The organism is Leisingera aquaemixtae, from assembly GCF_001458395.1.
Classification (GTDB): domain Bacteria; phylum Pseudomonadota; class Alphaproteobacteria; order Rhodobacterales; family Rhodobacteraceae; genus Leisingera; species Leisingera aquaemixtae.
This window is the reverse complement of sequence record NZ_CYSR01000011.1, coordinates 299,332-318,264: the sequence shown is the minus strand read 5'-3', so window position 1 is coordinate 318,264 and position 18,933 is coordinate 299,332. Positions and strand designations below refer to the sequence as shown.

Below are 18,933 nucleotides of genomic sequence, written 5' to 3'. Positions count from 1 at the left end.
AAATCCATATCCGCGGGCCATCTCGACAAGATCGTATTGCCGGCGCTGGCTTTCGAGGTTCGTCATAACCTGGCTCTGCGTCGACTGGCGCACGTAGATCACCGCCTGACGCTTCAGCAGTTCCGGTGGAAACGTGAGGGCCATGTCATTCATTGCTGTGCCCTCCCGGACCGGTTTTTGCCGCGGTCAGCAGCAATTGCGCCAGGGCTGTCACCATCGACCGGTATTCCGGTTCCGTCAGCGATGGTGCCGGCGATAACGGCAGCGGCAACTGGGCTGGTGTCGAGGATCTGTGATGCTTCATTCGGGGCCTCCATGGGTGACTCGTCACCATTCAACCCTCGCCGGAAACCGAGGTGCCCGAGAACCGAATGAAGTTCGAAAAGCGCATCCGTGGACACCAAAGGTGCGCCAAGCTCGAAACTCTGACAAACCGAAGCATCCAGAATCCAAGCGGGTGCCAGGATCGCGATCCCCGCATCGCGCTCGATCCCAACATGTTGGCCATCACCGCGATTGAGCGTGCGGAAAACCTTCACGTCCGAGCCAAAATAGGCATGCCATCGATAATGAACCCGGTAAACTTGCCCGACATGGGCAGAATGAACGGGAACTGGCCATAGGCCGCAAAAACTACCTGTTCGTCGGCTCCGAAGGTCGCGGCAACGCAGCTGCCACCGCCTATACCCCGATCGAAACCGTCAAGATGAACGGCGTAGATCCGCAAGCCTGGCTTACCTGGGTTCTGGCCCAGATCGCAGATCATAAGATCACTCGCCTGAACGAACTCATGCCATGGCACTACGCTGCTGCCGCAGCGTAGCAAGCAGCACCGCCACCGTACCAGAGCGCCTTCGCCGGACGGTTACGATTTCCGGGCCCTAAATTTCTATCTTTCACTGTTCAAGGCAAATCCAGCCGCGGCAAATTTTAAAGAACGCCTGAGATGTGATATATTCAGCCCAGCTCAACTAAAGGATTATCACCCATGTGGCGCGGATGGTTGTGTGCTTTGGTGGTGGCGACGGCAGCAAGTCCTGCGGTCGCTCAGGAGAATGCGGATTTGCGAATCGCGATGTCTGTGAGCGACAGGCAAGTGCCGCGGGAACTGGCAGAACTGGTGGTTGAGGCGGAGGCCTGGCGACAGTTTGGCCGCGCGGTGGAGTTGCTGCTCACTGACCGGCCCGTGAAAGACCTGCTGCAGGCAGGGGAGGCCGATCTGGGGTTCGTGCCACTGTATCAGGCCTTGGACCCTGACGAACGGCAATTGGGAGTGGCCAGTATCCTTCACCAGCCATTTGGCGGGCTTGGCCCCGGCGGCACGGCAAGACTTCTGGAAACCGGGTTCAGGGATGCCGCCTTGATGGATTTGGGGCAAAAAGACTTCTTTACCCTGTCCTTTGCCAGTCTTGGGACCAGCAGCCTCATTTCATCCCTGGACCTCAACACGGCCGAAGAGTTCGACGGCCTCATGGCGTTTGAGTTTGCGCCCGACGGCACCGGCCTCGACGCCCTTGGCGCCGACCTGCAGCGCGTTGAAATTCAGGAATTACCAAGGGCTCTTCAGAACAGAAATATCGAAATTGCCGAGACTCTGTGGAGCGAAGATGTTGCAAGCTTCGTGGCAGAACAACAGCCGCAAAGCGTTCTCACCGGATACTCTTCCCTGGTTCTGGCAGTATTGGTCCGCCCTGAAACCTGGGGCGCGTTGTCCGAACAGGAACGGCGCCAAATCCGCAGCGCGCTATTGCAAATTGAAGAACGGAGTTTCGCCAACGCGGAGAACGACATCGAGGCATTGCAGAACCAGCTTGCCGAACTGGGAGTGAATGCCATTCCATTTGCCGAAGTGGCGGGTGAAGAGGGCCGGCAGCGGATGGCTTCGGCCTGGGCGGAGCAGGTAGAAAACCGTGCCTTTGCGCTCGAACTGTTTGAAGCGGCCCTGGAGGAGGCCAGTGGCCCGCGGCCTGAGCCCAACCCCGATGACGAGGGGTTTCTGGGGCCGGAAGGCAAGCCTCTGATTTACTTCGCAACCGACCGCGAACGCAATTATACAGGAAACCTCGCCACCGAATTCGGGGTCGAGCAAATCACGGAAGCGCGCTTCCACTGCGGCCGGGTAGACTGGCAGAAGAATGGACGGCGGGACAGCGACAATCTTTACGCCGGCAGCATCTCCCTTGCTGGACGCCTCAGTGCTGACGACGACTGCATTTCAGATCTGGCGCAGCCTCTGGGAGCCGAACGTGTCTTGCTTTTCATTCACGGGTACAACAACTCCTTTGAAAAGGCTTTGCAGCGGGTCATCGCCGTGGCCGAAGATATTGGCTGGCAGGGCCCGGTTCTTTTGTGGAGCTGGCCATCATGGGGGGAGCGCTCGGCGTATCTGGCAGACGCGCAGCACATCGACGACAGCCGCCGCAGGCTGGAAGGATTTCTGAGGAACCTGACGCAAGCAAGCAACGGGATGACGATAGATCTCGCGGCCCATAGTATGGGCGGCCGGCTGGGCGTCGAGACCGTTTACCAATTCGCCCGGGGAGCGAGCGGCCCGCTGATGCGCGCTGTATTTGTGGCCCCTGACGTGTCGGGAAAGGCATTCTCCGACATGATCAAGCGTTCAGGGCATAAGCATCCAATTACGCTCTATTCGCATCGGGAAGACTGCCCGTTGAAATTCTCGGCGCACAGGTTCAACAACGACCAGCCGCGCGCGGGGCAAGGCGGGCCCCATCTGATCGTTCTCAGTGGCCTTGAGACCGTGGACGCGACCTATGTCCGGGACGGAAAACTGTGCGGAAACCATACCTACACATTTGACAGACCCAGAGCGCTGAAGGACTTCGCAATGTTGCTCAACCACGGAGCGTCAGCCTGTGCCCGCGGCCTCGAAAAGACCACCCGCAACGGCATCCGCTACTGGCGGATTTCAAAACATACGCGTAAGTGCCCCTGATCCAAAGGGATGCCCTCTCCTCCGCCAGTCCTGCAAGGGGCAGCAGCAGTTCAGCGGCATAGCAGTTCATCGCGTCCGGTCGGTTCGCAGCGCACCAGCGCGTTCAGTTCCGCGCGAGTCTGGCCGGTGCGCGCCAGGTTGTCTTCCAGCATCGGCGTGCGCGCCGCGCCAAGGCAGACCGCATTGACCCTGATCTTGTCCGGGACATAGTTGCGCGCGAGGTTTTGGAGGAAAGCGGTCACTGCGGCCTTGGCGGTGTTGCAGGCGATTTGCCCCGCCGCCGGAGGTGCGGAAGTGATGGTCGGCCGCGCGGCACAGTTCTGAGGCGGAGAAAAATTCCCCTGCATTTCGCGCGCCCCGACGGCGAACCGGTCTTCAAGCGGCTCGGCAGCGCTCACATGCAAGAGGATTCCGGCGTTGTCGGCCGGAACGGTTATTCCCGAAAGTGTCTGCATGCAATCGCCTCTCAACGTGACGGGCAGGAAAATTCCCGCCAGCTGCGTTTCTGCGCGGCGTGCCTTCGCCAGCATGGGCGATCCGACAGCCCTGGTGTCGGAGAGGGTGAAGCCCTACGGAAAAGGATCGCCCGGATCCAGCCCGATCTGGGTATTCGCGTATATCCAGCACTGGCGGGACCCCCGGTGCGGTTCAGTAGCCGCGATTACCATGATGTTCACCCTTGAAGATGGGGTAGGCATATTACAACTTCCCCTAAACGGCTGAGTACATCATCGCCGTGACTGTGTTGATCCTTTGGCCTCTAGGAGGGCTTTTAGTACATCCTAAGACAACCCTAACGCATAACTATTACCGCAGTTAGGTGACTGCTGTCAGCCCTTCACGGACCTTCGAGCCTGGCGCAGCGCCCGCTCCTCTGAAGGTGCAAATTTTCGTAATCACCTTACTGAAAGCTGACGCTCGGAAATGCGTTGTCACAACTTGTGATGCTGAGGGGACGCCGGTGAAGACGAAGCGCAGTTAGCGAATGTTGCAAAATGGGGACCGCAAAACGCCGCCAAGGGCCACGGCGGCCCATAGCGATTTTTCTATTTGCTAGGTGGGTCTGGGAGTTCTACCGTAGAGTTCTTTAAGCCTTCGCAAAATCAACCTACGCATTACCTTGGCCTGTACGCTCTCACTCCAGCCTTTGCGCTGCATTCGAAGCCGTACATCTTGGTCCATCTTCGGAACTGGAGAAATCCGCAGTAAATTAACTGTCATCGGAAACTTACCTTCTGGACAAATGGAGTCCACCATAGAGCGAAAACGCTGTTCAAAAATCGTCTTTTGGTCGAAAGGGCGGTGACGAGCCCTGAACTGCAGCTGCCCTGGCCTGTCTGTTTCTCAGGTGTAGCAACCCGGTCGAAGTCCAAACTTGCCCCTCGCCCATGTACCATCTCTCCCTGGGGTTGCTCGTCGAACGGGCGGCAGTCGGCTTTCGTTATTAAGCCGCATACCGGCCGAAAACTCACAACAACCGGCACGCGAAGAGCCGTGTTTTGCGACAGCGCATGGCTGGTGGTGCAAGCCTGAGAAACGTGGCCGCACCGTCCGGCTGTTCACTCTTGCCTTTCCGCCGGCTGCCAGAGAAACAAACTCTGGCAGCCGGTGAAAGAAACTACCTGTTTCAAAATTCCTGCCACATATCTTTGGCAGCATTGCCATCAACACTAGCTGTGGCAATGGAAGGGGCATGCTCGGTTGATTGCCATTCATTTCCGCCTAAGGTAGCTTCTGCCGCTTGTCTATCGTAGGGCGTATTCGCAAAACCTTCCTCGCGTATTTTGAAACGGGCTACCAGTTCCGCCAGCTTGGTAGCGTCGCCGCTGAGCATGTGGCCGGCCGCCGTAGACTGCTCCACCATGGCCGCGTTTTGCTGGGTCACCTTGTCGAGCTGAACTACACCGGTGTTGATCTCGCCCAAGCCCGTTGATTGCTCGGCAGCCCCCTCGGCGATATCGGAAACCAGCTGGGAAATGTGGTTCACTCTTTCCACAATGTTGTTCAGTGCGCCGCCGGCCTTGCCAACCAGTTCAACGCCGTGGGTAACCTGTTTGCTGCCGTCGTTGATCAGCGTCTTGATCTCGGTTGCAGCGTCCGCCGAACGCTGAGCCAGGCCGCGCACTTCGGAGGCGACCACCGCGAAACCACGCCCAGCCTCACCAGCTCTTGCCGCTTCCACACCGGCGTTAAGAGCGAGCAGGTTTGTCTGGAAGGCAATGTCATCGATAACGCCGATGATCTGGGAGATCTTTGCCGAAGACTGTTCAATTTCGGTCATCGCCGAAACCGCATCCTTCACAATTATGCCGCTGTTTTCAGCCTCCGCTCTGGCCTCGCCCATGATGCTTTCCACACTGCGCGCGCCTTCGGCCGCGGATTTGACACTTGCAGTCAGTTCATCGAGCGCCGCCGCGGTTTCTTCCAGTGTTGCCGCCTGGCTTTCGGTGCGGTTGGACAAATCGTCGGAGGACTGGCTGATTTCAGCCGCACCATTCCTGATGCTCGAAGAGGCCGAAATCACCTGAGACACTGTCTGGCTGAGCGTGGCCGCGGTGGTGTTGAAGTCCTTGCGGAGTTGCTCGTAATCCTCCGGGAAGGACTGGCTGATATTCGCTGTCAGGTCTCCCCGTGACAGATCGGAGAGACGGCCGCTGAGCTCCCGGACGACCTCGGCCTGCTGTGCGTCACGCGCCCGTTGCGCCTCTTCCAGTTCCTTTTCACGAACCAGGGAATTGCGGAACACATTCAGGGAACGTGCCATTGCGCCGACTTCATCCCCTCGGCTCTGGCCGGTGATTTCCACAGCGGTATCGCCTTCCGCAAGGCGCCCCATTGACTGGGTGACGGCTCGCACGGCATTGCCGATGCTGGATCCGATAATCAGGGACACGGCCGCCCCGATCAGCACTGCCGCCGCGACCGCACCCAAAATCAGAAATCGGGTGTTCGAGGACGTTTCAACATTGGCCTGCCTGCGTTCTTGCATCAGCGTCTGCTCTATCGATGCGAACTCGCTCATGATGCTGCGAAACTGGTCGAAGAAGTGCTTGCCGCGTTCCTCACCAACAAGACGCGCCATGTCATCCATGGTTTCCGCATTGCCGATCTCTCGGCGCAGATCCAGCATCGGCACCACGATTTTTGCGCGCCATTCAGCGATGACGGTCTGTATTTCATGCAGACGTTCCACTTGGGGGGGATTATCGCTTACAGTCTCGGCGAGGTTCTGGATCAGGCTCTCAATTGCCTGTCCGCCCGCCTCGTAGGGTTCAAGAAATTCTTCCTTGCCGGCCAGGAGAAAGCCGCGCATCCCGGTCTCCATGTCTACTGCAGCACCTACAATACTCAAGGCCTGCTCGATAACCTCGTGAGTATGGTTCACCATGCCCATGGCATTCCGGATGGTCGCTCCCGTGGTTTCACCACGGTCCAGAAGCTTGTAGAATTCGGAGGTGCGTTGCTCCAAAAGCTTTTCTTCCACTTCTATAAATTCAGCCGCGAGGGCTCTAAACCGATCAAAATATTGTTTTCCCTCAGCCTTTTGAACCTTGCGCGCCAAATCGACCATAGTTTGGGAGTTTCCAATGGCGCGGCGCATAGCGATTTGCTGTTCAGCCACTTCCGATTGCCATTCCCTCAGGATATTTTCGGCCTCTGCCAGGCGCTCAACCTGAGGCGGGTTATCACTGACTGTTGTCCGCAAGGAGTCCAATGAAGAATAAACATTTGTTTCGCCACTATGGTACGGCGCCAGGAACGTCTCTTCGCCCGCCAGAAGATAGCCCCGCATGCCGGTTTCCATGTCCACTGCAGAAGCTACAATCGTGTCGCCCTGCTTCAGAACCTTTTGGGTGTGCTCGACCCAGCCGGAGGTCTCCGCCATTTTTGCGAGGTTCATTTGCGCGACAATTCCAATTCCCAGCGTCAGTACCAATGGCGCTGCCGTGGCTACCAATACTTTTGCCTTGGTGGACCAGTTGGAGAATTTAAAAATCCAATTTCTTCTTTTGGTTGATTCGCTTGTTTTCATTATACGTGCCTCCTCAAGGCAAAACTCACTGAACAATTCATTACTTCATCAAAAAAGTTTCCAAAAAGTTCAATGCATCAAATCCCATGTAACGCCTCGCTTCCTTTCGCAACTTTATTGCGCGGCCGAATGCTGCCTTTTGATAATTAGAGCAAAGAAAAAATAGAGCTTGGGGACGCATGTAGTATGAATTTCATCCTTGATACACTAAATATCCGCACAACTTGAATATGGTTACCAACCCCTTAATGACGGTCACGGTAGTGTTTCCGCGTGAGGCGCCCAAGTTTGATCAGGGCGAGCTCGTTGCCATGATCATCCGGTTTAACGCTGGTTTTGCTAAGGGGGGGCGGGCGTCCGCCTTGATTGTGATTCTGCGCGGTCCAGAGCGGACACAAATCGCGGCTTGCCGTTCTGGCGGTACTTACACGAGCAGAGGAACTCCTCTCGTTGGTCTGTTGCTTCGGCTGCGATGCCTTGCTTCGCACAGCCAGCCGCCTTCTCAACCCAAGTGCGGGCCAACTGAACATCATCGGGTGATGAACGTCAGTTTTTCCTGTCAAGATCGCGGAACTGAGCACCTGCAGCGGTTTCAAGTTGCTCGCCCGATCCGCCGAAACGCTACGTCCGCCTCGTTCCGACAAGATGAGGTCGTTCGGCCTGTAACTTTGCAATTACAGCGAACGGCAGGAATGACGGGACGCGCCGCAGCTATTTGAAGTCGGTTTGCGCGGCCGACCGGCGACAGGAGTGTGACTCTGCAAATGGCGCTTTCTGCGCTTCGCCGCCACTGGTGCTGACCGCAGCGTTGCCGTCAATGTGCATGAGCGGTTGATAGGCCGCTTTGGATGGGAGGCACAGTTGGTTTCGCGCTTGCGGTCCCCTTGAGGCTGCACCGATGCGGCCCGGACAGCTGCAACCGACGGTTCATAGATCACAACCAGGTTCCACCGCTTCCCAGTAATGGTTCACAGGCAAACTTCGGGCACGCTGCTCGATCTCTGACAGGCTCACCGGTCGAAAACCCCATAAGTCGGCGCCAACATTCACGCTGTTGCGCGTTCCCGGCCGATTTTTGTGGACGTGGCCGACCAGCTGAAGCGCTTTGCGGCGGGCACCCGGAAAGGTAATCTTCGGATAATGGCATAGAAACACTCGTCGGCAATCAACTAGGATCTCGGCTATGTCGCTGACGCTGTCCCATCGCAGTCTCCGAACCCAAGGGCGGTCAAACGGCATCGTTCCGAAAGCCAGTTTTTCGCAAACTCGTTTCGGGGGAGTTCGGGTCGGATCAGGAGCCCAGCCGCCGCGGAAAATGCTCCGCAGCGGCGCTCCCACCAATGAGTGAGCTCTCAACTGGCGGGTCAAGACCAAGCTGATGCACATTCCGGTAGAGCGCGATCTTGCTTAGGCCTGCCACTATGGCCTCCCCGCTTACGGCCCTCAAGACTCGCCCTGAAGAACCGGGAACATTCCACGAAACACCGCAGTCAGAAGGACCTGCGCCAAGGCTTTGGCGTACATGCCACGGTCCTGGGCGTGCCAATCCACTAGCTGCAGAAATGTTTTGGCCATGCCAAGCTGTCTAACGCCACTATCTTCGCCGAAGCCGTAAGCCGCCAGCAGTAGGACATCGCATCCCGAACGTGGCATTAAGTTACTCCGGCCCGCCGCCCCGGATCGGCGCAATGCGAAAAACTGTCTGCTGAATTGATTTTCGCAAGCCCGGCACTTGCTACGCTGCTGGAGATGCCAATGGAACAAGAGGCGCACTGCACCAAAGCGGCTCAGGCCTGCGTTCAGAAACCCCGAAACTGACATGTGCGAAAACAAAAAAATCAATATTTTCAATTCACTACACGGAAAATTAGACTCTTGCGTCCCGCGCAGCCCCCCCCTATTGGGCACCCTCCCGAGAGGAGCGTACAGTGACCATAGACCCTTCCCCAGATGATCATCCCAAACCCCGCCTGCCAGAGTGGGCGCCTTTCGCCCGTGCTCTGATTCGACGCCACCACGCGGGCAGCGACAGCTCGCCTGCTCATGCCGGCGCTCCCGCTGTGGCCACAGCCGCCAGCCGGGCGGAGAAGCACTCCGATGACACTGATGCCATAGGGCCTCACCCAGACCACCTACTCCTGCTCATCCGATGGGCTGCGACCTGGGGCTCGGAGCAGTGCTTTCGGGGTCAGGTTCTCAGCTCCGGATCCGTGACGGTGCTGGGCGGCATCAACGCACGCGAGCTGAGCGGGATGGAATACCTTCTGAAACACAGTCTAGTGCCGCCGGACATGCGCGTATACACCCGCGGCCCCCGTCATCCGGCCGAACCCGTGCTTCAACTGTGCGCACCACAGTTCCGCAGTTCTGGAGACATCTCTAGCCACATGCGCGACGTCTTCGAAGACACTATTCGGGAGGCGCTCCTGTTTCCGGCACCGATGCTCATCTTGGTGCCAGACGGGTTCGAGTTTTCCGCTCCCCTTCGGCGGGCTCTGCCCGAAGCGCAGCGCCTTGCCCCCGTCGATCGGCAGATCCTATTTATGCTGATCACGCACCACTACAACATGGTAGGCGAGGCGGAGCACGCGCGTCTACTCCCGGACCGTGAAACCCTCGCGCGGCTCGAGTACCCGGCATTGCTCATGGCCCTACGGGCGCCCACAGCGCAAAACGCGGCGCGCAAGCTGCAGAAGCTGACACGGCCACGTCGCCCTGTCCGGGAGGAGGCCCTGACACTGGCAGAGATCGGTGGCAATTCCGCTGCCCACCAGGCGGCGGCGGCCCTCGCCGCTGACGTGCAGGCTTGCCTGCAGGGTACCGCGAGCTGGTCTGACATCCCGCGCTCGCTGCTTCTTTACGGCGATCCAGGCACAGGAAAAACGATGCTTGCGCAGGCCACCGCAAGATCGGCGGGCCTTCCGATCATCATCGCGAGTGCAGCCGAATGGCAGGCACGGGGACATCTTGGGCACATGCTTAACGCCATGCTCGGTACATTTTCCCAGGCGGCTGCGCAGCGTCCTTGCATCGTTTTTATCGACGAGATCGACTCATTCGGGTCGCGCGACGGCCGAGATCAGCACAACAGCAACTATCGCCGGCAAGTAATCAACGTGCTGCTCAAAGAAATAGACAAGTTTCTTGCGGTTGACGGCACCCTCCTCTTGGGAGCTTGCAACGCCGTGGACACGATTGATCCGGCCATTTGCAGACCAGGGCGCTTCGACAAAGTCGTCGAACTGGGGCGGCCGCATCTTCGGCAGGTCGCTCACATGCTCCGGCAAGTGTTCACGGAGCCCGAGGAGGTGTTGGGTCTGGCACGCCTCTGCGTCGGCCAAACGCCGGCGGAGATCGACGCAACGGTCCGCGCGGCAAAGGCCACGGCGCGTCGCGAAGGCATCCCCTTCGATGCTAGTTATTTTACCGCGCACCTGAAGTGCAACCGCCCGGAGCGCCCCGCTCTGGAGCGGCGCATTGCACTGCATGAAGCCGGCCACGCCTTTGTCACGGCACTGCTGCTCGGTGCATCGGCCGTCGAACGCATCGTGATCACGAAAGATGTAGGGATGACGACCCGGGGAACCGCGATCATCGAGGGCACCACCCACGAGTTCGAGGGCGAGATGGCAATCCTCCTCGCCGGGCGTGCCGCGGAGCACCTGGTGCTCGGGGATGTCAGCGCTGGCAGTGGCGGTGGTCCGGGCAGCGATCTTGAACGTGCAACCCGCCTGCAGTTGCATTGTGATCAGGTGTTCGGCCTCGGCATCCATGGCCCCGCCTGGCTCGGTGAGCCCGACATGGCGCGGCTTTCCAGGGCGGATTGGGACCGTGTGCGCGTCAAGCTCCAACAGTTCGAGCAAAATGCGCGAGACCTCCTAGCGCCGCACCGGGATCTGCTCGAGAGCCTTGCCGGTGCGCTGATCCTTCAGCGCGAAATGAATGCTGAAGAGCTGTGGCCTTGGCTCAGCCAGATCACCGGCAGCAACTAGCTCCCACCGTCCTTTTTCATCAACAACAGGAGGACACCGCATGACTTTCCATCAGGTTTTGCCCTTTAGCCCGTTCTTGGACATCTACTGCATGCCGCGCCGACATCTTGACAACTGGCAGCCTCGCGGGGCCGCCCTCTACGCATTTCACGCCGATGATCGGGTATACCTTGGGGAATCTGCTGATCTGGCCAGTCGGTTGATGGACAGCCTGCGGGAACAGGGCTTCGGTGATACTATTATATGCATAATTCTAAATCCGCATCGGTTCCCGTCAAGAGATGCGCGGCTCGAACTGGAGAAGCTGTGTATTTCGGCTCTACACACCCTCCTTTGGGGTCACGGCACTCCTCTATCTCTCACAAACAAAAGAGATGTTGTACTACTCGAAGACGTCGCATGGAACGCCGACCGCCCCGAAGGTATTTCCATCGCGATCTGTATCGCGAGAACCATTCTCCACGCATTTGGCATGCCTTCGGCCTGGTTCGACCTACCATGCCGCTGGGCGCTATATACAATATCCCCTGTGCTTCTTGCTCGTCACAACAGAAAAATTAAACCGCTCTTTCTTAAAAGAGCGGCGAGCCTCCGCCAGGGAATATTCGATCAAGCCCTCGCACTCTCCGGTTCCCCGCGGCATTGTCTGAAAGCGCAATTCGCCCAGTTCTATGCGGAGGAGTAGGGCTGGTGAGGTGCGCCTGATAGCGCTCAAAGCTCTTTCGCCCCTCCCGGAGCTTCAAAAAACGTCCTGCAATATCGAGCTGGATGACAGGGCGCTCTTCTAGGCGAAAGCTGGTTGCCAGATCAAGGCTTGCCAAGGCGCGACGCCTAAGGGGGACTGCTGCCGCGATGGCCAGCAGGAGACCGTTCCGATAAACGGTTGCGGAGTGGATGTCATGGCTGGAGCCTGCCTGGGCTTCGTCTATCATGTTCAGGCCGGTCTGGTAGATCAAACTTGCAGGGATGAACTGGGAAGGCCTTTTCTGGCATGGTCCAGCGATCAGCGCACGTCCCTTCAACTCTCGCAAAACTGCTTGGCAAGCTATCGAGCGAAATCCTGGTGTCAGGACATGAGTGTAGCACATGTAGACCTTCGTGGTGGTGGAAAGAACCGCCGAAGGCCAGACATCAATCGTTTGTAGATGCTCGGCAAAGCGGTTCAATTCGGCACCTGTCATTGGGCTCCTTGTATCGCTCTCCCGGAAGCGAGCCCAGGACACGAGCGCTTCAGCCATGCTCTTGAGTGTGAAAGGACTGAGCATGACATGCGCTGGTTCGGGCTCCGTTTCACAACTTGAAATGAAACTGCCAAACCTTTCCTGCCAAGCGGCCGGCAGGCGGACCGCCGCAGTCCGGACAGCATCCCAAATCAGAGTACTCTTGAGTACTCTAAGCAGGAGTACTTTTCATCTTAATGTGGATTTTTTTTGAATCGCTCTCCAATTAATTGATATGTTCAGTTTGCTGGAGCGTCGAGGAAACCTGGATGGGCGCCAGAATGCATCGCTCTGAGAATTGCTGACAAGTTTGCGACGGGGTTTGCGGTCTTGTGAATCTGTTCCGCGGCAGGGCACAGATTTCTGGAAGTACAAACCAAATGTAAGCGGGCGTTCAACCTGCTCTGAGGCTCGAATCGGACAGCCAGCCTCTGAGCAGCGGGATTGCTTTAGGTGCGATCAAACAGCTCAAGGTGTATCAGTGTACTCTTAATTTCGTTCTGAGTGTGGAAGCCAGAGCAGGTCATGAATTTCCCCTGGGCGCCACTCGCGGTAAGGCTTGCGAAATGTTGCCGGGGATGCGCGTCTCGCCCACGATATCGATATCTTGGAGATTAATGGCGAGAATGACCGGCTCGCGCAAGGCCGGGGCTGTAACAGCAGTTGGACCCGTTGGAAAACTGCGAAGCACGGAGGTAACCGCCGTGTGGCTGGGTTTGGTGCCGCTGTTGACACCAGAGGCGCCGCCCGCTTGAAACGTCAAGCGCAGGCGGAGCCCCAACTTACCTCTCCTGCCGACTCCGCTCAAACGCCAGCCTCGCAACTTTCCTTTTCGCCGCAATGTCGCGGACGGTCGCGGCAACCTCTGATGCGCTGAAATCTATCGGATTGAAGGGGCGCCCGTACCAGCGGATCATGTTTTTGTGTTCCGGGTGATGGTTATTGGCCATGGCCTCCAAGAAATCCATGATACCGGGCGGACCACCCACATCTTCTGGCGGCGCGGTGCGCTCACCATCCAGATATATGGGATAGTCTACATCTGGATCCGCGACGCCTATGTGTTCGATGGCAATGCTATGCTGCCAGTTGTCACCAAAATCGTAGGTGTACTGGAACTCTGCGATGCCGCGCCCGACCAAGGTTCCCAACCGCATATACTTGGCATGGTAAGCCTTGTGTCCCAATACTGCATCCTCGGGACCGGGTTCCCCATAGAAGCGCTCTCCGATCGAGAATTGATAAAGGTGATCGTTCTCCCACGACATTACGGCTTGGATGAGTTCATGCAAGGCGCTTAGGTTTGTGGTCAGGCTGACCTCCACCCTCCGCCAGATGCGTGGTTCGATGTGCAGGAGTTCCACCCGAAGTCGCGCGATTTGATCTGCCATGATGCCTCCTTGATTGCGGCCGAGAGGGCGACCAGCACCTTTCCCTCTATTCCGCCGCTATACCTGGTCCGGATGCCGAGAGACGATTGACGTAGGACTTGAACTCACTCGTGGTCGTGAAACAACGGTAAGTCCAGCACCCACATAGGCGTCGCGCGACGCTCGCCTCGTCAAGTTTGCACAGGCCTCAATGGCAGGTGTCACTCTCGTCTCAGAGACTGGCAAACGAATCAGTTGAACGGGCTGCTATAGAAACAGCACACTCGGCTTCTCTCGGAGAAGCCTAACAGTAGGTGAAAGGTAGTGAAGGCCCCGATGGCTACGCGAGAGAAATTGCGTCCCCAGTGCGTCCCCATAGCAATACGCAGCTTTTCGCAACACCACTACGCTTTGGAAAAACTTCAAATATTTCAATGATTTGAAGTGGTGCCCGGGGGCGGAATCGAACCACCGACACGAGGATTTTCAATCCACTGCTCTACCCCTGAGCTACCCGGGCACGGGAAGGCTGATCGCCTTGGGTGGAGGCCTTCTATGCCGAGGGCGCGGCGGTGTCCAGAGGGTTTTTCAAAGAAAATTGCTAATGACGCGTCTGCTGCGTCTTTTCTTCGGATGCCAGTGCGCGCTCCGCTTCTTCCAAAGCGTTTTCAATGTCTTCCGGATCCTGGCTGGGCACCGAGTAGGCACCGGTCAGCCACTTCCCAAGGTCGATATCGGCACAGCGTTTGGAGCAGAACGGCCGAAAGCTCTTTTGCGATTCCCCGCCGCAAATCGGACAGCTCATCTCAGCACCTCACTCAGGGCAATGCGGCCGCGTTTGCGCTGCAGTTCGTAGTGGCCAAGGCTGGTCCAGCCGGCCAGAACCGTTTCCTCGGAATCGGCCCGGAAGGCGGCCCGCAGCGCGGTCTCGAACCCGCGGCGGTCCTTTTTGGGCATCGGCGCCAGGTCCAGCACGATCTGGCCGCCCAGACCCCTGACGCGCAGGGCACGCGGCAAGGCCTTGGCGGCCGCCATATTGGCCTTCACACCTGCCGCCAGCGAGGTGTCGGACCCGGTGTTCACATCCACCGCGACCAGGGCGCGGGTGGGCTCGATAAACAGGGAACCGCCGCCCGGCAGCGGCTCGCGGATACCCCGGGCAATGTCCAGCGCATCCAGAACGCCCAGGCGTTCAAATCCGCCTGGATCCTGCTCGATATCCGCGGGCTCGACCCAGTCCCGCCAGGCCAGCAGATGCGGGGTGTCGCCTTCGGACAGCACTTCCGCTTCGGCTCCTTCATCCTGCATCACCTGAGCCGCCATAGCTGCCATAGCCGCGACATCCTCGGCGATCTCTTCGCGGTCCGCCCCGGCGCAGGCAGAGCGCAGGATCAGGCCATAGCCCGTGTCCCCCATTTCCTCGTGGGCGATCTCCAGCAGGCGGTCGCGCTCTTCCTCGTCGCGGATGCTGCGCGAGATGTTCAGACCAGGGGCCTCCGGCGTCACGATCGCATAGCGGCTCTTGAACAGCAGCTTCTGGGTGACCGGGATCGCCTTGCCCGGCTCGGCGTAGCCGGAGACCTGCACCAGGATCATTTGCCCCGGTGCCAATCCTTTGACCTGACGCAGGAAGGCCGGGCCGTCAGGCGTGGTCAGGAACATGCCGCCCTGCCCCTTCACCGGCCGGTCGGCGCGGGCGCGGTAGATGGTGCCGGGCGCAGGCGCATCGCTTTCGATCAGGAAATCTTCCAGTTTGCCATCCACCATAAGCGCGGCGGCTTCACGGTCCTGGATGTGGTCGAGAATAACGGTGCGGCCCTTCATGCGGCAGCCTCCTGATACAGCGGCAGCCCGGCGGCGCGCAGAAGATTGGCAGTTTCTGACAGCGGCAGCCCGACGATACCGGTGAAGGAGCCGCTGATCCACGGAATGAAGGCCCCGGCGGGCCCCTGGATGGCATAGGCGCCGGCCTTGCCTTCCCAATCGCCTGTGGCGAGGTAGGCATTCAGCTCCTCGTCAGACAGGTTTTTCATTTTCACCTGGCTCACCACGTCTTTTTCCCAGATCCGGTCCCCGCGGCGCACGGCAACGGCAGTGATGACCCGGTGGCGGCGGCCCGACAAGGCGAGAAGGAACGCGGCCGCTTCTCCTGCATCGCGCGGCTTGCCAAGGATGCGGCGGCCCAGGGCGACGGTGGTGTCGGCACACAGGACAATATCGTCCGTTCCCGCGGGGACAGCCTGCGTTTTTTCCCGCGTCACCCGGGCGCAATAGTCGCGCGGCAGCTCGCCTTTCAGCGGTGTCTCGTCGATTTCCGGCGGGCGCACAGCGTCGGGATGCACGCCTAACTGCGCCAGAAGCTGCAGCCGCCGCGGACTGCCCGATCCCAGAATGAATGCCATGCATTGGCCCTCTTGACTGTTCGCGCCTGTCATACGGTGATTTCCGGCCGCGGAAAAGCGCACTGGCCCGCTTCCTGTTGCCTAAAATATCCCCGCCAGAGGCCGCGGCTGCAAAGCCGCTTCAAAAACAAAAGCCCGGCGCGATGCCGGGCTTTGATTGTCTTGGCAGATCAACGGCTTACTTGAAGCGGTAGTTGATCCGGCCCTTGGTGAGGTCATAGGGTGTCATTTCCACCTGGACCCGGTCGCCGGCCAGAACACGGATGCGGTTCTTGCGCATCTTGCCTGCCGTATGCGCGATGATTTCATGGCCGTTTTCCAGCTCGACCCGAAACGTCGCGTTAGGCAGGAGTTCCTTCACGACACCGGGAAATTCGAGCGTATCTTCCTTGGCCATGTTGTCTCCATCATTGGGTTAACCCGCAAACTGCGGGACGTGCGCTTAAATGGGGGCATTTTCCCAATATTTCAAGGCCTCAATCAGGATAACACGGCTTTTGTGACTGATTTCACCCGCGGCATCTGCTCCTCCCAATGCAGCCGGTTCAGCACCCCGCCATCGGCCCGCACATGGGCAATTGTGTCCAGATCAGCCTCGCCGTAGGTCCAGCCCGGCTGATTGAGCACGCCCTCGGCGAGCACCCCGGTTCCGGGGAACCCATTGTCCGGCGGGCCGAAAATGCCGCCCATTCCGGTATTCGTATCCACCGCCTCGGACCATGCGTTGTTGCCCACGACGGAGGCCATTGCGGTCACGCACTGGTTTTCCAGCGCCCGCGACATCGCGCCGATGCGCACCCGCCAGTATCCGGCCAGCGCCTCGGTGCAGGAGGGGACGAGAATCACATCCGCCTCCGCCAGGGCACGGCCCAGCAGCGGGAACTCGCTGTCATAGCAGATCAGCACACCGATTCTGCCCAGGCTGGTCTCGAAGATCTTGAGCGGGCCGCCCCCAGCGATGCCCCACGGCGCGCGCTCGAACCGGGTCATGATCTGCTTGTCCTGGTGATCGCGGCTGCCGCCGGGCGTGTAGAATTCCGCCCGGTTCACCGGCTGGTCCAGCCCGCTGTTCACGGGCGCAGATGCGCCCAGGATGTGCACCCCGTACTCAGCGGCCAGCCTCAGGTGCAGCGCCGCCGCATCCTCCATCTTTTCCGAGACCGAATGGATCGACTGCGCCAGATCGCCTGCAACCGCGGCCCCGTCCAGGGTGGACAGCTCCATCGCGCCGTATTCCGGGAACACCAGCAGTTCGGCGCCGTTCCCGGCGGCCTCTGCCACCCAGGCGGCCAGCTTGTCTTCGTACTGCGCCCAACTGTCGAGCCAGTCGAGCGGGTAAGCGGCAGTGGCGATTTTCATCCTGTCTTCCCTTTGTGCAATTCCTGCTGTGCAGATAGGCCCGGCTGCTTTTGAGGGTCTTCGAAAACGGGGGGTGCCTTCCGTACACTCCCTGTGCACCCCCTGTGCACCCCTCTTACAGCGGACCGGCAGAAGGCTCTCCGGCCAAACCGGGCCGGCAGTGCTGCAAATCCCGGATCCAGAATTGCAGCGGCTTCTTCGTTTCTTCCGCCTGATCGACGTCCTTCCATGAGAAATGCGCGATGGCGCCAGCCAGGGGCTGGTAGCCGCGCTTGCGCCAAAACGGGTCCAGCGGCGCGTAATCCGCCGGGCGCAGCGGATGGTCCGCCGGACGCTGCACGCCGCAAAACGCGCATTTGCGGAAACCGTGCCTGCGCGCGTGCGCCTCTCGCGCGTCAAAGAAACCGTGGCCGGCACCCTGCCCGCGGTACTCCGGCAGCAGCACAGATTCGGCGCAGTAGAAGACGTCCTTCAGCTCAACGCCAGTGCCCTCAAAGGCCGCCGCGAAATCATCCGCGTGATCAGCCAGCGGCGCGCCGGTGGAGGCGCCGACCAGCGCATCGCCGTCGAAAGCGCCGACCACAACGGCGCGGTCACTGTTGCGGTAGCTTTGCAGATATGCGCGCTCATAGGCCAGATCGCCGTCATAGAGATACGGCCAGGCCCGGAACACCTTGATCCGCAGGCCCGCCACGTCGTCCAGCGCGGCCTCCAGCGCCGCGCCGGTCATCGCTTCGACCCGGAGTGTCATCCGGCGGAGACCTGGGCGATCCAGTCCGCCAGGTTGTAATAGGTGGTGACGCGGGAAATCTTGCCGTCCTTCAGCTCAAAGAACGACCCGCCCGGCAGGCGGTAGGTCTGGCCCTTGGCTTCCGGCAGGCCTTCGTCGGTCACCAGATAGGTGCCGTTGACGATGAATTCGGCCGCCGCGCGGGTACCGTCCTCATTGGAAAAGATCACCATATCGGTCAGCTCTTCCTTGTAGCAGCGGCTCATGTGGGCGCAGAATTCCGCGAATTTATCCTTGCCCGCGCGGATCTTGCCCTCATTGACGTGATGGGCAATCTGCTCGTCCAGGCAGTCCAGCATGGCACCGGTGTCGCCTGCATTGAAGGCTTCGAAATAGCGCGCGATGGTGTCGGTCATGTTCTCTCCGTCGGTTCGCCCCAGCGGTTTTTCAGATGCTGGATGATTTGATCCCGTGTTTGACGGTAGATATCTAGCTTGGCTTCGCGGGTCTCGCCGAGCCCGGTTGGGTCCATAATCGGCCAATATTCGACATCGAGGTGAAAAAAACGGGTCAGTTCCAGCGCCCGGCGCTGGCTGGCGGGCGACAGCGCCACCACCAGGTCAAACGACGACAGGTCATCGCCCCAGCGCTCCATCTCGTCAAAGGAGCGCGAGCGGTGGCGCGACAGCTCGACATCTATTTCCTGGCAGACCGCGATGGAGAAGCCGTCGATTTCCATGTCGTTCTTGACGCCGGCCGACTGCACATAGGTGCCGGTGCCATAGAATTTCTTCATGATGCCCTCCGCCATCGGAGAGCGGACCGAATTGTGGTCGCAACAGAACAGAACGGACTGCGGCAGCTCCTTCAC

15 protein-coding genes, 1 tRNA gene and 1 pseudogene are annotated in these 18,933 nt (G+C 59.2%); 3 read left to right on the top strand and 14 right to left on the bottom strand.

Going from position 1 to position 18,933, the window contains the following annotated elements:
• Nucleotides 1–149: 149 nt before the first annotated feature.
• Nucleotides 150–539: a hypothetical protein gene (locus PHA8399_RS22255; RefSeq protein ID WP_145976994.1), complete on the bottom strand. Its 390-nt coding sequence runs from the start codon at nt 537–539 to the stop codon at nt 150–152.
• Between the two features lie 68 nt (nt 540–607).
• Between PHA8399_RS22255 and PHA8399_RS21865 the strand changes: the two are divergent.
• Both PHA8399_RS21865 and PHA8399_RS07240 read left to right on the top strand, forming a co-directional pair.
• Nucleotides 608–823: pseudogene (locus PHA8399_RS21865) on the top strand (transposase domain-containing protein); the annotation flags it as partial.
• Between the two features lie 165 nt (nt 824–988).
• Nucleotides 989–2,956 carry an alpha/beta hydrolase gene (locus PHA8399_RS07240; RefSeq protein ID WP_082649480.1) on the top strand — a complete coding sequence of 656 codons (1,968 nt, stop codon included), beginning with the start codon at nt 989–991 and terminating at the stop codon, nt 2,954–2,956.
• 50 nt (nt 2,957–3,006) lie between these two features.
• Here the strand turns inward: PHA8399_RS07240 and PHA8399_RS07235 are convergent, their stop codons facing one another.
• Both PHA8399_RS07235 and PHA8399_RS07230 read right to left on the bottom strand, forming a co-directional pair.
• Nucleotides 3,007–3,486, bottom strand: a complete 480-nt coding sequence (locus PHA8399_RS07235; protein ID WP_082649479.1) for an SDR family oxidoreductase — start codon at nt 3,484–3,486, stop codon at nt 3,007–3,009.
• A 1,097-nt stretch (nt 3,487–4,583) separates the two neighbouring features.
• A complete protein-coding gene (locus PHA8399_RS07230; protein WP_439330520.1) occupies nt 4,584–6,992 on the bottom strand; it encodes a CHASE3 domain-containing protein in 2,409 nt (802 codons plus the stop codon).
• 2,384 nt (nt 6,993–9,376) lie between these two features.
• Between PHA8399_RS07230 and PHA8399_RS07220 the strand changes: the two genes are divergently transcribed.
• Nucleotides 9,377–10,981, top strand: a complete 1,605-nt coding sequence (locus tag PHA8399_RS07220; RefSeq protein ID WP_158509254.1) for an AAA family ATPase — start codon at nt 9,377–9,379, stop codon at nt 10,979–10,981.
• Nucleotides 10,982–11,553: 572 nt separating this feature from the next.
• On the opposite strand, the gene PHA8399_RS22250 is transcribed toward PHA8399_RS07220, so the two are convergent.
• From PHA8399_RS22250 to PHA8399_RS07165, 11 genes are all read right to left on the bottom strand, one after another.
• Complete coding sequence (locus PHA8399_RS22250; protein ID WP_145976992.1) at nt 11,554–12,162, bottom strand: hypothetical protein; 609 nt, start codon at nt 12,160–12,162, stop codon at nt 11,554–11,556.
• An 821-nt stretch (nt 12,163–12,983) separates the two neighbouring features.
• Nucleotides 12,984–13,592: a plasmid pRiA4b ORF-3 family protein gene (locus PHA8399_RS07210; RefSeq protein ID WP_058285486.1), complete on the bottom strand. Its 609-nt coding sequence runs from the start codon at nt 13,590–13,592 to the stop codon at nt 12,984–12,986.
• 424 nt (nt 13,593–14,016) lie between these two features.
• Nucleotides 14,017–14,091 (bottom strand) — tRNA-Phe (locus tag PHA8399_RS07205).
• An 81-nt stretch (nt 14,092–14,172) separates the two neighbouring features.
• Nucleotides 14,173–14,376, bottom strand: a complete 204-nt coding sequence (locus PHA8399_RS07200; protein ID WP_058285485.1) for a DNA gyrase inhibitor YacG — start codon at nt 14,374–14,376, stop codon at nt 14,173–14,175.
• Entirely contained in the window at nt 14,373–15,395 is a 1,023-nt protein-coding gene (locus tag PHA8399_RS07195; RefSeq protein ID WP_058285484.1) for a ribonuclease E/G, read from the bottom strand. The genes PHA8399_RS07200 and PHA8399_RS07195 overlap by 4 nt, the downstream gene beginning before the upstream one ends.
• Nucleotides 15,392–15,973 carry a Maf family protein gene (locus PHA8399_RS07190; protein WP_058285483.1) on the bottom strand — a complete coding sequence of 194 codons (582 nt, stop codon included), beginning with the start codon at nt 15,971–15,973 and terminating at the stop codon, nt 15,392–15,394. Before PHA8399_RS07190 ends, PHA8399_RS07195 begins: the two co-directional genes overlap by 4 nt.
• Nucleotides 15,974–16,151: 178 nt before the next feature.
• On the bottom strand, nt 16,152–16,370 hold the full coding sequence (infA, locus tag PHA8399_RS07185; protein ID WP_005620785.1) for a translation initiation factor IF-1: 219 nt from the start codon (nt 16,368–16,370) through the stop codon (nt 16,152–16,154).
• Between the two features lie 83 nt (nt 16,371–16,453).
• Nucleotides 16,454–17,332 carry a carbon-nitrogen hydrolase family protein gene (locus PHA8399_RS07180; protein ID WP_058285482.1) on the bottom strand — a complete coding sequence of 293 codons (879 nt, stop codon included), beginning with the start codon at nt 17,330–17,332 and terminating at the stop codon, nt 16,454–16,456.
• 115 nt (nt 17,333–17,447) lie between these two features.
• Nucleotides 17,448–18,083 carry a GNAT family N-acetyltransferase gene (locus tag PHA8399_RS07175; protein ID WP_058285481.1) on the bottom strand — a complete coding sequence of 212 codons (636 nt, stop codon included), beginning with the start codon at nt 18,081–18,083 and terminating at the stop codon, nt 17,448–17,450.
• Nucleotides 18,080–18,478 (bottom strand): ketosteroid isomerase-related protein, encoded by a 399-nt coding sequence (locus tag PHA8399_RS07170; protein ID WP_058285480.1) that lies wholly within the window; start codon nt 18,476–18,478, stop codon nt 18,080–18,082. The genes PHA8399_RS07175 and PHA8399_RS07170 overlap by 4 nt, the downstream gene beginning before the upstream one ends.
• Complete coding sequence (locus PHA8399_RS07165) at nt 18,475–18,933, bottom strand: arsenate-mycothiol transferase ArsC (RefSeq protein WP_058285479.1); 459 nt, start codon at nt 18,931–18,933, stop codon at nt 18,475–18,477. Before PHA8399_RS07165 ends, PHA8399_RS07170 begins: the two co-directional genes overlap by 4 nt.

Coding starts and splice junctions, on each gene's coding strand:
- PHA8399_RS07235 (WP_082649479.1), bottom strand. CDS start 3,486: ATGCTGGCGAAGGCACGCCGCGCAGAAACGCAGCTGGCGGGAATTTTC.
- PHA8399_RS07180 (WP_058285482.1), bottom strand. CDS start 17,332: ATGAAAATCGCCACTGCCGCTTACCCGCTCGACTGGCTCGACAGTTGG.
- PHA8399_RS22250 (WP_145976992.1), bottom strand. CDS start 12,162: ATGACAGGTGCCGAATTGAACCGCTTTGCCGAGCATCTACAAACGATT.
- PHA8399_RS07200 (WP_058285485.1), bottom strand. CDS start 14,376: ATGAGCTGTCCGATTTGCGGCGGGGAATCGCAAAAGAGCTTTCGGCCG.
- PHA8399_RS07240 (WP_082649480.1), top strand. CDS start 989: ATGTGGCGCGGATGGTTGTGTGCTTTGGTGGTGGCGACGGCAGCAAGT.
- infA (WP_005620785.1), bottom strand. CDS start 16,370: ATGGCCAAGGAAGATACGCTCGAATTTCCCGGTGTCGTGAAGGAACTC.
- PHA8399_RS07195 (WP_058285484.1), bottom strand. CDS start 15,395: ATGAAGGGCCGCACCGTTATTCTCGACCACATCCAGGACCGTGAAGCC.
- PHA8399_RS07175 (WP_058285481.1), bottom strand. CDS start 18,083: ATGACACTCCGGGTCGAAGCGATGACCGGCGCGGCGCTGGAGGCCGCG.
- PHA8399_RS07210 (WP_058285486.1), bottom strand. CDS start 13,592: ATGGCAGATCAAATCGCGCGACTTCGGGTGGAACTCCTGCACATCGAA.
- PHA8399_RS07220 (WP_158509254.1), top strand. CDS start 9,377: ATGCGCGACGTCTTCGAAGACACTATTCGGGAGGCGCTCCTGTTTCCG.
- PHA8399_RS07190 (WP_058285483.1), bottom strand. CDS start 15,973: ATGGCATTCATTCTGGGATCGGGCAGTCCGCGGCGGCTGCAGCTTCTG.
- PHA8399_RS07170 (WP_058285480.1), bottom strand. CDS start 18,478: ATGACCGACACCATCGCGCGCTATTTCGAAGCCTTCAATGCAGGCGAC.